This is a genomic window from Ructibacterium gallinarum, from assembly GCF_014982785.1.
Taxonomy (GTDB): domain Bacteria; phylum Bacillota; class Clostridia; order Monoglobales; family Monoglobaceae; genus Ructibacterium; species Ructibacterium gallinarum.
In genome coordinates, this window is sequence record NZ_JADCKB010000023.1 from 15,583 (window position 1) to 30,012 (window position 14,430).

Below are 14,430 nucleotides of genomic sequence, written 5' to 3' on the forward strand. Positions count from 1 at the left end.
CCTTCACTCTCACGATTGTCGCATATCTCATCCCTTTACTGAACCAATCAAAACCCCTTTGGTAAAATATTTTTGTACAAAGGGATACACACACAGTATGGGAACGGTCGCTATTACAATGATCGCATATTTGATGGTCACACTTATAAAGCCAAGTTCGGCCGAAGCCACACCCTCTGACACATTGCTCATATCATTCTGTATTAAAATTTCTCTTAAAATTAACTGCAGGGGATAGGATTCCCTCTCCTCCAAAAACAGCATGGCTCCGAACCACGCATTCCAGCGTGCAACAGCATAATAAAGCGCAATAACTGCCAAAACGCTTTTGGAGACCGGCAGGATGATCCGAAGTAAAATTGTGAAATGGCCGGCTCCATCGATGTTGGCTGATTCTTCAAGGCTGGAAGGTACCGCCATAAATGCAGTTTTCATAATAATTAAATTAAACGTGTTAATCGCACTTGGAAATATCAGCGCCCATAAAGAACCGTCCAATCCCAAATCTCTGACCGCAAAATAAAATGGGATCATTCCGCCACTGAAGAACATGGTGATCGTCACCATAATCATTGCGGGCTTTACGAGACGTGCATTGTTTCTTGAAAGCACGTACGCCCCCAGAATGGTAAAGATCATACTTACCATCGTTCCTACTACCACTACAAAAATCGTATTCGCATAGCTTCTCAAAAGCATAGGATTTTTAAATGCCTGCTCATATGCGAGAAGTGTTGGCGCAAGCGGTCGAAACAAAATACCCTTGAACGACACCAGTTTTTCGGCATTTGATATGGATGCAATAATCACATAATATACCGGGTAAATCATAATAAAAGCAATTGCAAGCATGATCAATGTATTAATCAAATTAAAACACCGGTCTGAAAAAGTTTTTTTAATTTTATTGTTCATAATGATGCCTCCTACCACAAACCCATTCCGGCATATTTATTGCTTATTCTGTTAGTCATAAGCAGCAACACAAGATTGATAACCGAATTAAACAATCCAACTGCTGAACTGTATCCCCAGTTTTGCGTCTCAAATCCCATGCGATAAGTATACGATGAAATCACATCGCTCACGTTATAGATCGTCGGATTGTACAGCAATATAATTTTTTCATAGCCTACATTCATGATTTTCCCGACAGCCAATATAAAAAGGATGATGATAGTGTTGCTAATGGACGGCAGTGTTATGGAAAACATTTTTCGGAATCTTCCTGCACCGTCTATCTCGGCAGCCTCATATTGTTCAACATCAACACCGCTCAGAGCTGCCAGATATATGATCGAATCCCAGCCTATCGTCTGCCAGATACCGGATATAATGTATATGGGAAGAAATTTATCCTCCTGCTGCAAAAGGCTTCCGCTTGTCCCTCCCAACTGATTGACAAAGTATCCGACAAATCCGTCGCTTGCAACAAACGTCTTGATCATGCCACAAATAACAACCAGCGATATAAAGTGAGGCAAATACGATGCTGTCTGCACAAATTTTTTAAATCGCTTATTACGAATTTCATTGATCAGTAACGCCAGTATTATTGGCAGCGGAAATGAAAACAGAAGAGAAGCACAGCTAATTTTTATGGTATTGAAAAAAACCCTGATAAAATCCGGAGAATCAAAAAACATTCTAAAATTTTCAAATCCCGCCCATGGACTGCCCATAAAACCCAGTTTCGGCGTATAATTTTTAAATGCAATAAGTGCCCCATACATCGGCTTATAACAAAATAATATGTAAAATAAAAGTACAGGCAAAAACATTAAATAAAGGCTCCAGTTACGCTTAAAATCTTTGCGCCACTCCAATAAGCCTTTGCTTTCTTTCGTCATTTTAGTCTTTACTAACATGTTGTCTTTCCTTTCATAAAAAGATATCCGTATCCCCGATATCAGCATGTAATCCAACCCGAAAAACGCAGGCTGGATTACATCTGATACAATATCCTACTTATTTAAATATCTTTCATACGCAGCCTGTTTCATCTCAAGAATCCTACCCAACCCTCGATTATTTAACTCTTCAACAATACTGTCATAATTTTCTAACGGTTCAATGCCCATAATCAGCTTTGTCGTCATCTCGTTGGCATAGGTTTCGACCGAATTAGATAAATTCGCCAGCTCGTTTACTTCGTCATCCTTAACATACAAATACGGCAGCAAGTGATTGGCCATATTGGAAGTAGACCATGTTGCCCAAGCTTCTTTCTGCTCCGGAAGGGAGGCATATTGCTCCATATAGCGCTTATCCTGGATCGTAGGACCGGCATCATATGCATATGTATACATTGAAAGTGCAGAAGACATCGAAAGGCCTTCCGGATTGTTCGTGATTAAATCCGTGTAGGTGGGATAGCCATCTATCATTTCGTAGCTTTCACCCTCAATCCCAAAGTTATAGAGCATCTGTCCTTCTTGACTGTATCCGAAATCCAGAAATTGTGCCGCAAGCTGCTGGTTTTTGGAATCCGCACTAATAGCGGCAAACGCATTATTCATCAGCGGAATAATGGTGTTCATAGCTCCAAACTCACACACCTCGCCTTTGTTGCGCACTGGATAAGGGGCTCCAGCCAGCTGATATGTATCGTCCGGTGCGGCATTCATATATCTTCCGATTCCGTTACCGATACTTCCCTGCACAACACCGGCATTGCCATTTAGTATATTTGCATCCATAGTCGTCGAGTCAAGAGTTGAAAAGTCCTGATCTAACAAACCTTCATCGTACCATTTGTTGAGAAGTGTCAAGAAATCCTTATATCCATCCTCTGCCATTCCATACTTAACTTGACCGTTATCCAGATAATACCCTATTCCAACACCGTAAGCACCGGCAAAGGCGTGCACCTGTCCAAAATGTCCTATATTCATGCTGAGAGGGGCTTTACAATTTTTCTTGTCACGAAAAGCCGTAAGAACCGTTTCCCACTCTTCAATCGTCTCTGGCATTGCCAGACCCAGTTCATCAAGCCAATCCTGCCTGATAATTAAGCCGGACGAATACAGTAGCGATTCATCCCCCCTAATAAATGGAAAGGAAAATAAGGCACCGGAGTCGGTGAGCGAAAGCTTTCGCACCTCGTCATGTTTTTCCAGATAGCTAAAGAAATTGGGTGCATCCTCTTTTAAGGTGTTCAGATCAACAATAATTTTTTCATTGATGGCTTTTTGGGGACCGCCGGGATAAGAAGTCCATCGATATTGAATGATGTCAGGATATTCGCCCGAAGCGATAAGAATATTAAACTTTTCATTTACCTGTCCCTGCGGCGGATGTATAAATTCAACATCAATTCCCGTCATTTCCTGCGCTTTCTGCATCATTGGAGTATCTCCAAGATTCGTCACAAGACTGGATGCTGTCGATGTAAGACTCGTCCAATAGGTCAGTTTTCTTTCTCCATCCGTATTTGCCGCTTCATCTGCAGTATCGCAACCGGTAAGACCGAATGCGGCAATCAAAACGGTCAAAGCAAATAACGTCATGATTTTCTTGTTTTTTAGTTTCACTTTTATTCCTCCCATAATCATATTTTTATAATAAAATATTAAATAAAATTTTTTTACAAAGCATTTATTTTCTCTCCAACAGCTCTTGTAGTGCCTTATAGACACCTGCGCTCCAGCCCATCATTTGTGGCATTTTATATTCGTTATTGACATTGATGTTACCTTCAACAACATTATACTTTTCCCACAAGTTTCCTGTTTCCTCAAACACTTTATCAACAAGCATGATAAACTTTTTTGCAATTCTTTTTGCCTCGGCTGTGTATCCGTAATTCAACAAGCCGATAACCACTATATAATGCAAACAAGCCCATCCATTTGGATATCCCCATTGATATTTTTCTCTTATTGCTTCATTCTTTTCACAAGCCACAATGCCGTATTCTGTCTCAAGCCGGAAAAGATTTTCCATCAACTTTTCTGCTCTTTGTTCACTAATCAATGCCGCAAACATAGGATAAAATGACGCCGCGGAAAAAATCTCACTGTGTTTATTTTTAGCAAAATTATAATCAAGCAATATTCCGTTGCCATCATCTAAATATTTATACATAAGTTTTGCTCTCTGGTCTGCAAGCTTTCTCCAATACTCGCATTGCCCATTTTCTAATACCTTTGAGAAAAACTGCATATTTTTTTCAAACATATACAGCAAAGAATTTAGATCAACCTGTACATAGTTAAATCCCTCTAATCCCCATCTGGGGTTTGTATCCCATCCGCTTTCACAGGTCACATGAAAATGATGGCCGATATCGTTTAAATCACCGACAGGCATAACGCCTCCCATACGTTTTTTATATCCCATAGCCCAGCCAGTCCAATCTTTGTTTGGTTCATTGCCATTATATTGGTTCAATCCTATGGGTAACATCCTATTTTTCATCCAGAAATCGTACTCTTTCCGCAACATTTCATATGCGCCTATGAGCCAGGGTCTATCCTTATAGTGTTCGTAAACGTCTCTCACCATAATACTGAGAAACGGCGGCTGCGATTGCTTGATAAGATTGGTCTGATTACCGTTCGGCATAAAACCAAATTTATCAACCAAATACAGCATATCGTCTGTATTATTTTTACTTTGGTCATATCTTTCGGAACATTCCAGACCTTTATTCGTAAAATAGGTATCCCAATAATACATACAATCAAAATGTCCTACAGCCGGAACTGTATATGGATACGGCAGGCCGATCAGCTTATCCACATCATTCATATTTTCCTTTATACATTCATTCCAGTGACTGTCAATATAAGCATCAACCGAACTTTGCAATCTGTGACTCCCCCCGTTCTTGTAAAGTAATAACTAAATTTTAACACCCTATCTATGCGTGTGTAAACAGACATTTTTTCAAGAAATAGGTTATTTTTTCAATGAATAGCTTATTTTTCAAAAAAATTAACTTTTTTGCCAATATACCTTGGGGCACGCCGCACCAATGCCGATATCAGTTTACCCTTAAGCGCATTTCCTCCCCATCCGTGAAGAATAGGATCCCTGGACCAGCCAAGTTACTTTATAAAACCGTAAGGCTATCAGGTTTCACATCCCACATTATCTCAATGACACTATCTGCCTGAACATTTTCCATCAGACCGCAACATATATCGTATAGGGTGCTATTTTGGATCAACGCTAAAAAAGTAGACACAAAAAAGAGAGAAATCATGGGTACAAACAAAGATACAAAATATGACAAAGATTTTAAAAAATTAATCTTCTCACTCCATAGAACTTATATAGCTTCATAGCGTACCTCAAAATGTGTTTTGCAATTATTATAAGAATTTGGTTTGTCCAGTTAGATATGCTTGCATGTGATACTCCATATTTAACTGCAAGACTTTTGAGAGATCGTCACTCTTCAAGATGAAGGCAAACCATTTTCTTCTTAAATTCAGTTTCATAGTGTTTCATTGGTAACATCCTCTTTTCCTTCTAAGATGATATCTTTTTAGGTAGTGGTGTTACAACGATAATATATCATACAGGATTGCTATAAAAAAACGGTTCCAAAGCAGATTTTCTCTGCTGGAACCATTTTTTTACAAATTATCTTTTATTTTGCAGGAGCGCTGTTGATAGGATTCAGATAAAAATGCGTCTGATTTTTCCCATCTTCCGTAAATGGAACAGCAGTGAGGTCTTGTATTTCTACTGCAGATGCATCTATCTGATCTGTCCAGATAGTGGGCTTTTTATTTTCTTCCGTAGTATTGGTCAAAATTGCTTCATTCGACCGCAGCCGCGGCTCTGTTGTCACATCTCGTCCTTTCGATACCTCGATACCGCCAAATGAGTTATCAGAAACATCTATCGTTCCCTCGAAAGTGACATCGGCGCCATTGATCAAGATTCCAGCGTTTCCATTGTTTGCACTGACATTCTCAAGCACTGTATTTTGCGCCGTATACACCTGAATTGCATAAGCGCTTCTCCAATCAGAAGGTGCGCTTTCTGTAAACACGGTTTTTAAGTTTCTTATTCTGCACCGGCTGACGGGTGTTCCGACAGAAGACTGCACAAGCAAAAGATTTTTTGATGTCAACGGTCCTTTCAGGGTATGCGTCAAGCCATCCAGGGTTACATTTCTGCTGATAATCACTGGACTTTGCACCTCTATATCAGCAGTCATAAACACGTTTTTCGCACTTTCATTCTGCAACGCCGCCCGTAATTCTCCTTCTGTACCCGCTTCAGCAGAGGCAAAATCCGGATTGAGATAAAAATGATTTTGGTTTTTCTTAGCATTTTCCACTGCTGTCATTCCTGTAATTTCTACACTTTCCGCTGGAACATCGGCGCCATCGGTCCAAATAGTTGGCTTACGCTCTGCTTCGCTTGTATTGATAATAGAAGAAACCGCACCGGTCAGTTTGGGAACGCTTTCTACACCTACACCCTTTCCAAGCTCAATACCGCCAAAGCTATTATCCGATACATCAAGCGTTCCTTCCACAGCAACCTCTGCGCCGTTAATGAGCAAGCCAGCATTTCCATTTGACGCTTTGATATTGCGAAGAACCACATTTGATACATTGTACACCTGAATTCCATACATACTCTGCCAATCCGCCGGGGCTTCACCTTCAAATGCAATATTCAAGTCGCTGATCTCAATTTTTCCTTCTGCACGCTGCCCCGTATTCATTACGGTCACAACCTTTTTAGCAGAAGCCGGAGCCGTAATGGTATGCCCCTGGCCATGAATCGCGATGTCTCGTGTGATCATTACAGGAGTTGTTGTCGAAATATCTTCGGTTAATCGGATAAATTCCACTTCACCATTTTCTACAGCTTCCTGAAGTTCGCCGCTATCTGCAACCTCCTGCACAGTTTCATCCTGTGGCAGATTTTCTTCCAAAAGGTAAAAATGCTTCTGTACCTTATCGTTTTTCACAATTTCCTTGGCAAACATACCGGAAATATTAACTTGCGCATTGAGTTTATCTGACGCATCAACCCAAATCGTCGGTAACCCTTCTGCTTCTGTTGTATTTTCAATGGCACCTTCCTCCGCGCTGAGCGTCGGATCCTTTTCCGCTTCACTGCCTCTTGCCAGCTCGATTCCTCCAAATTCATTGCCGCTGACGTTTAACTTACCTTTCACTTGTGCAGAAGCACCGTTAAGCAAAACTCCTGCATCCGCACCTGAAACTGTTACTGTATCCAGAGTAATTTGTGACCGATAAGCCTGAATACCATAGGAGTCATGCCAGCCATTTTCCGCTTCTTCCATAATTACAGACATATCTTTAATCAAAATTCCGCTGACATCCACCGCCTGAATACCATCTTTTTTAGTATCTGCTGACTTGGTCAGCCGCAGGGTATGTCCCGCTCCATCTATAGTAATGTCAGAAACAATGATTTCAAGTGTGTTATCTTCTGTTAAATCACCTGTTAAGGTAATGACAGCAGGCTTACCTAAAGTATTGACCTGAATCAATGCTTCCCTCAGATTGCCAAATGCATTTTTCCCATACGTGTATTTTTTATTATTATACTGAATGGTTCCTTCTTTGCCGGCATAATCACTGTTTACAATGATAGCAGTATCCGATGCCTCTGGCACAGTAACCGTTCCACCTCCAGAACCACCCGAAGACCCGCCAGAGCCGCCGGTTGATCCGCCAGAACCGCCGACATTACTGGAACCGGCCGTTACTATGGAACCGGCTAAAATCACCTTGGTTCCTGAAATTTTACTGTTTCCTTGCAGAAGGATTTTATTATCTCCTACACCCGGCGCCAATACAATATCAGATATCTGCATATTTTTAAAGATGACACCCGGTGAGTTAACTAACACAATTCCTTCCACCTGATCTGTATAAGTTCCGGGTTTTTGATACAGTCCGCCGATCGTGTTATTTAAAAGTGCAATCGTATAAGACCGAGTCATTGTTTCCTGCGGAGCAAAAGTTCCGTCTGCAAATCCGCGTATATATTTTTTCTCGGCCATCGCCGTAAGATAACCAGTCGCCCAGTCTGATACCTCATCCCGGTCTGAAAAAGGCAATTCCCCTGTTTTGGGTTCAATATGAAGCGCTCTCGCCAGCATAACTGCCGCCTCTTCCCGAGTGATGGTATCATTAGGCCTTGCCATACCATCATAACCAAACAGTACCTCATTTTCCGCCGCCTTTAAAACCGCTTCCTTGTACCAATCCTCTGTCAAATCAGAAAAGGGATTTTCCGTAGCCGCCGGATAGATCATTAACCGATCGATAATGACAGCCATTTCAGCCCGCGTAATTGCATCATCGGGTTTAAAATTGCCTTCAAATCCTTCTATGATTCCATATTCAGACCATTTTTCTATGGCCTCTTGCGCCCAGTGTCCAGTTGTATCCGAAAACGGAGCCGCAAAGCCGGAATAGGATAGTCCCGTTGCCGCTATAGAAAAGCTGACTGCAGAACTAATGATTATTTTCTTTGTTTTTTTCATAGCTTCCTCCATTTTTTGGTATTTTATTTTTTATTATTCCTGTTATTAATGTTTGCAGCTTCAAACTTTTCATAAGCAAAAATTTTTAGTAAATTAAGAAAAAAATGATATAAAAAAGCTTTCGGCAAAATTACCGAAAGCTTCAGACTGTCGAAAAAGTCGTTATACCGCAAGCGTAATGAAAAATAATATACCCTTCTTTTTCATCAAAACTTATACTTTGACAAAAAAATGACGCCTGATTCATCGAGAAACCGGCGTCATTACTTGCTTTTTCCGCAATCGCTCTCTGCCGTACCTTTGTACGCCGACGAAAGCGATTACGAAAAATATAACTTCCTTTTTCAACATCTGTCAGCGTGTCGATACTTTATCGACACGCTGAAGCTTTCGGCAAAATTACCGAAAGCTTTTTACTTTATACATCTTTTTCTGAAAAACGGCGTTTTATCAAAATTTTTCGTAACAAATCCACTGGAATAATAGTAAGTGCCAAGGCGATTACTAAAATCCATTCCGTAATCGTAAGCCCAGCTGTACGCAATATGGCGCCGCCATAATAAGTCATAAAAATCTGGGTCAAACCAATGCCGCCCATAACAGTGATAAACTGCTTGTTTAGTGACAGCTTTTCCATCAGGTCAATGCTTTCCGTCCGCGCATTAAACGCATTAAAAATACAAATAAATATGAAAAAAGTAAAATATCCGGTGTAAAAATAAATATCATTTGGGGCCGGACGGAAAAAGCCATGAATCCAAGGTGAAATAAAAATAACCAGGCTCAATGCACAAATATACAAACCATTCCATATAACACTGCTCCACATTTCCCGGTCCAAAATATCCTCATCGCGCCGCTTCGGCTTTTCCAACAAATAAGAACGAAGCGCAGGCTCTCCCCCAAACGCAATGGCTGCCAGGCTGTCAATCATCAGATTGGTCCATATCATCTGGGATATATCCAACGGCTTTTCCACCCCCACAATAGGGCCGAGAATCGAAATGGTCACTGCAGCAACATTGATGGTAAGCTGAAACTGAATGAATTTTTTTATACTTTTGTAAATGGTTCTTCCATACAGCACTGCATTTCGGATGGAAAAAAAATTGTTATCAAGAATCACAATATCGCCCGCTTCTTTTGCCACATCAGAGCCGCTTCCCATTGCAAAACCAACATCTGCACGCTTTAGGGCTGGCGCATCATTGACGCCATCCCCAGTCATTCCGGCTACCATACCCATTTCTTGGGCAATGCGCACCAGCCGGCTTTTATCAGTAGGCAGCGCTCTGGCAATGACACGAATATTTGGCAATATCTTTTTTATTTCCTCGTCCGTTAATTCATTTAATTCCTGGGAAGTCAAAATGATAGCCCCTTCATCTTCAAGCAATCCTGCATCTTTGGCAATCGCCGCCGCTGTTTCTTTCCGGTCACCAGTAATCATAACCGTTTGTATTCCTGCACGTCCTACCTCTTCAATTGCCCGTCGTGCCTCCGGGCGGATCTCATCCCGGATAGCGGCAACGCCAATCAAAATCAACTCTTCCGGAAGCGCATCTCCTTGCAGAGGACTTTCACTGACCGCAATTGCCAAAAGCCGAACCGCGCCGGCAGCCAAAGCATCCATTTCCCTTTCCAGTCTATAAGCAGAAGAAAATGAAACTTGATTGCCTGCACCATCAAAACATTTTTTACATCGAGGCAAAATTTTTTCCGGCGCTCCCTTTACCAGCACCGGATAATCCCATCCGCTGATCTGGGCGGCTGAAAATTTATTCACCGAACTAAACGGAATATCCATCATGACATCAATTCCGTCCATATGTACTGCCCGGGGGCCTATAAAAGCCAACAAAGCTTTTTCTGTGCCATTGCCACCAATAATATTGTTTCCAGAAAAACGTGCAGCAGAATTTGCAAGAACGGAAACTCCCAGCATCTGTTTTAATACTGCAGGTACGGCGGAAAATTTTTCATATGTATTTCCGGCTCCGTCTAAAAACCGAATGGTTTCCAGCTCTCCTCGCGTGATTGTTCCGGTCTTATCCGAAAATAGAATATTAATACTCCCCGCAGTCTCAATTCCAATTAACTTGCGGACCAATACCTTGGATAAAAGCATTTTTTTCATATTCAAAGAGCATACGATTGCAATCATCAGTGGAAGCCCCTCCGGCACTGCTACTACAATGACAATGATTCCCATAATCAAAGAACTGATTAAATCAGAGGCCACCTGCCCGGTATCTGCAAAATATGCCAAAATATTTTGCATCTGAAACCCCTGATCCAAAACCGCGTTCTGGAAAAAACTAATCAGCATTAAAAAGATGGCGCTGATATATCCAAACCTGCTAATGCTTTTAGCAAGCCGCCCAAGCTTGATTGCCAGTGGGCTTTCTCTTGTTTCCTCCTGCGCTTCATGTGTCAATCTTCCATATACTGTAGCATCTCCCACCGCGTCCGTTTCCATAACACATTCTCCAGAACATACCACACTGCCCCTATATACGCTGTAGGAATTCCAAAAATCTACCAATTTAGATTTTTCCGGTTTCCGGCCTTCCGGGGCTATTTTAGCAATTTCCTTACTTTCTCCGTTCAGCGGCGACTGATCTGCCATAATATGCCCGCTGATCACACGTCCATCTGCTGGTATCATATCGCCGGTCTGCAAAAGTACCATATCACCGGTTACAATTTCCGAAATAGGAATTTCTTGCAGTCTACCGTCACGGTATACCTTGCATAAAATCCGCGCCGCTTCCTCCTGCAGCTTCTGAAAAGTATTTTCATTACTGAATTCAGAAAGCGAGCTGACAAAAGTGGCAATTAAAACGGATAAAAAAATCCCAGCACATTCATGCCAGTCCACACGTCCAAAAAAAGTAAAAATAATATTAATTCCCAACGCAACCAGCAAAATCAGAATAATAGGATCATCAAACTTACTCCAATAGGTTTGCCAAAAGGTTTTTCGTTTTTTTGCTGTCAAATCATTTTTTCCATACCGGCGTGCAGAATCCTCTGCTTCCTGCCGTGTCAGTCCCTGAAAATCTTTCATAGCTATACCTCCGCTTTCGTTTCTCTTCTTAAACTTATGCGGACAAGATCCGTTTTATTCCGCACCGTAACCGATCTATATCATAAAATATAAAAGAAGGCTTCTGCCTGTAAAACAAGGAGGTGAAACAGCAATATGCTGTCATTGCTGCTAATTGCGCTATCCCTTTGTCTGGACGCGCTGGGAGTTGGATTTGCATATGGCCTGCGCGCCATCCATATTCCTCTTCCTTCTAAAATTTTAATGAGTATTTTATCCGCTTTTTTTGCCCTTATAGCCGCCAGTCTTGGAAAATTTCTTTATGCCGTGCTCCCGCCTGTAGCCGGAAGCATGATCGGCATTATCCTTTTGGCCGGTCTTGGATTGTATACTATCTTAACCTCTATCCATGAACTTTATCATCCGACACCGGCAAAAAAAGTAGAAAAAAAGCAAAGCCAATATCGGTTTGTAATCGATTTTCTGGGGCTTACAGTTACCATTGTCCGACATCCGTCAACAGGTGATCTGGATCATTCTAAAACCATTGACTTAAAAGAGTCCTTCTGCATCGCACTTGCTCTTTCCCTGGATTCTCTGGGTGCCGGAATTGGCTATGGTATGGCAGATGGTTCCATCCTGCTTTTTCCGCTTTTTATTTGCATTTTCCAATTTTTTCTAATTACAATTGGTACTTTTTGCGGGCGGTATTTGAACCAACGAATCAAGTTTCGCGAAACCATTTTGGCATTTATTCCCGGAATTGTAATGATAGGGCTTGCAATTATGCGGCTATATAGTATATAATATTTATGGCAAACCTGTATTACCGCAGAAAAACGGTATTTGACTTCGGACGGGAGTGATTACATATGGAATTTGCGGAATTTAAAAAAACTTACGGTTATGATAATGACATACGCTATCTTCGTCTTTTGCGCCACCGATATCCCAATATCAACAGCGCTTCAGAAGAAATTATCAATCTTCAGGCACAGCTGAATCTTCCCAAAGGAACAGAGCATTTTTTAAGCGATATTCACGGAGAATACGAGTCTTTTACTCATATCCTCAAAAATGCGTCTGGCGTAATCAAAAGTAAAATTGATAATGTTTTTTCCAATACGCTGACAGAAGCAGAGCGAAAAACGCTGGCCACGCTGATCTATTATCCTGAGGAAAAGCTGGCTCTGGTCAAAGAGACTACCTCAAATATGAACGAATGGTATCATTTGACCCTATATCATCTCATTGAGGTATGCAAGGTCAGTGCGTCCAAATACACCCGGGAAGCAGTACGCCAATCACTGCCCAAGGGCTTTGGATATATTATTGATGAACTTCTTCACGCACAGGATGATGCCCGCAGCAAGGACCGCTATTACCGGGAAATCATTCATACCATTATTCGGATTGGGCAGGCAGACGCATTTATTACCGCCATGTCCCACTTAATTCAACGGCTATCGATTGCAAGGCTTCATATCATTGGGGATATCTACGATCGGGGTCCAGGTGCGGCAATTATTATGGATACCCTTATGCAATACCATTCCATTGATATCCAATGGGGTAATCATGATATTGTATGGATGGGTGCCGCCCGGGGAAACACCTGCTGCATTGCCAACGTCATCCGGAACAGCGCCCGATATGATAATATGGATACCATCGAAGAAGCATATGGCATTAATCTTCGTCCTCTAGCAGTATTTGCTATGCAGGCTTATGGCAACGATCCATGTTCCGTTTTTATTCCCAAGCACATTGATATGACCAAATACAGTAAAAGAGATGAAAAACTGATTGCAAAGATACATAAAGCCATTACTGTAATTCAATTTAAACTGGAAGGCCAAATGATCCTGCGGCATCCTGAATACAAAATGCAAAACCGTCTTTTGTTAGACAAAATTGACCCCAAAAGCGGCACGGTCAATATCGAAGGGAAAAACTACCCTTTGACGGATACAACCTTTCCTACGATAGATTTTACAGCGCCTTACAGTCTTTCGGCCGAAGAAGCAGAAGTAGTAGAGCGGCTGAAAACTGCTTTTATGCACAGCCAGCGGCTGAAACAACATGTTCAATTTTTGCACGACAAAGGTTCCATTTACAACAGATATAACTCTAACCTAATGTTTCACGGCTGTATTCCTATGACAAGAAATGGAAACTTTGCCACAGTCATACTGGAAAACACGCATCTAAAAGGCAAACGGTATTTGGATGCAGCAGAACGTCTGGTACGGCAAGGATTTTCCGCAGACACACCCCAGCAACAAACCGGGATTGACTTTATGTGGTACCTGTGGTGCGGTCCTCAATCGCCGTTATTTGGAAAAAACAAAGCCGCAACGTTTGAACAGTATTTTGTAGCAAATAAAGACGTTCAGACAGAAACTAAAAACGCATATTACGCCTGCATTGAAAAAAAAGAAACTTGTATAAAAATTCTTCAAGAATTTCATCTGGATCCAGAAACCTCTCATATTATCAACGGGCACGTACCAGTAGAAATAAAAAAAGGGCAAAGCCCTATCAAAGCCGAAGGAAAACTTTTGGTAATTGACGGAGGATTGTCTAAGGGCTATCAGCCGCGAACTGGGATTGCCGGCTATACCTTGCTATATAATTCACACGGATTGATTCTAGCCTCTCACGAGCCCTTTGAATCCCGCCAGAAAGCAATTATAGAAGAAATCGATATTCATTCCAATATCACTGTTTTAGAGACTACAGGAGAGAGGATTTTAATTGGTGACACGGATGCCGGCATGGAGTTAAAAGAACAAATTCATGATTTAGAACTTTTGCTGGCAGCCTATCGAGAAGGGATCTTAAGCCAGCGGCTTTAATTCAATTTATGTTTGGATCAAAAAACACCGCA

The 14,430-nt window shown here is 41.5% G+C and carries 8 protein-coding genes; 2 read left to right on the top strand and 6 right to left on the bottom strand.

Going from position 1 to position 14,430, the window contains the following annotated elements:
* Positions 1–27 precede the first annotated feature (27 nt).
* The 6 genes from INF28_RS10155 to INF28_RS10180 form a co-directional block, all read right to left on the bottom strand.
* On the bottom strand, positions 28–915 hold the full coding sequence (locus INF28_RS10155; RefSeq protein ID WP_264175748.1) for a carbohydrate ABC transporter permease: 888 nt from the start codon (positions 913–915) through the stop codon (positions 28–30).
* An 11-nt stretch (positions 916–926) separates the two neighbouring features.
* Positions 927–1,850, bottom strand: a complete 924-nt coding sequence (locus INF28_RS10160) for an ABC transporter permease (RefSeq protein ID WP_226393361.1) — start codon at positions 1,848–1,850, stop codon at positions 927–929.
* A gap of 114 nt (positions 1,851–1,964) precedes the next feature.
* On the bottom strand, positions 1,965–3,533 hold the full coding sequence (locus tag INF28_RS10165) for an extracellular solute-binding protein (protein ID WP_226393362.1): 1,569 nt from the start codon (positions 3,531–3,533) through the stop codon (positions 1,965–1,967).
* A 64-nt stretch (positions 3,534–3,597) separates the two neighbouring features.
* Positions 3,598–4,812: a trehalase family glycosidase gene (locus tag INF28_RS10170; protein ID WP_226393363.1), complete on the bottom strand. Its 1,215-nt coding sequence runs from the start codon at positions 4,810–4,812 to the stop codon at positions 3,598–3,600.
* Positions 4,813–5,599: 787 nt separating this feature from the next.
* Positions 5,600–8,491 (bottom strand): S-layer homology domain-containing protein, encoded by a 2,892-nt coding sequence (locus tag INF28_RS10175; protein ID WP_226393364.1) that lies wholly within the window; start codon positions 8,489–8,491, stop codon positions 5,600–5,602.
* A gap of 418 nt (positions 8,492–8,909) precedes the next feature.
* Complete coding sequence (locus INF28_RS10180) at positions 8,910–11,561, bottom strand: calcium-translocating P-type ATPase, PMCA-type (protein WP_226393365.1); 2,652 nt, start codon at positions 11,559–11,561, stop codon at positions 8,910–8,912.
* 135 nt (positions 11,562–11,696) lie between these two features.
* Between INF28_RS10180 and ytaF the strand changes: the two genes are divergently transcribed.
* On the top strand, positions 11,697–12,347 hold the full coding sequence (ytaF, locus tag INF28_RS10185) for a sporulation membrane protein YtaF (protein WP_226393366.1): 651 nt from the start codon (positions 11,697–11,699) through the stop codon (positions 12,345–12,347).
* 65 nt (positions 12,348–12,412) lie between these two features.
* Positions 12,413–14,398: a fructose-1,6-bisphosphatase gene (locus INF28_RS10190; protein ID WP_226393367.1), complete on the top strand. Its 1,986-nt coding sequence runs from the start codon at positions 12,413–12,415 to the stop codon at positions 14,396–14,398.
* The last annotated feature ends 32 nt before the right edge of the window (positions 14,399–14,430 follow it).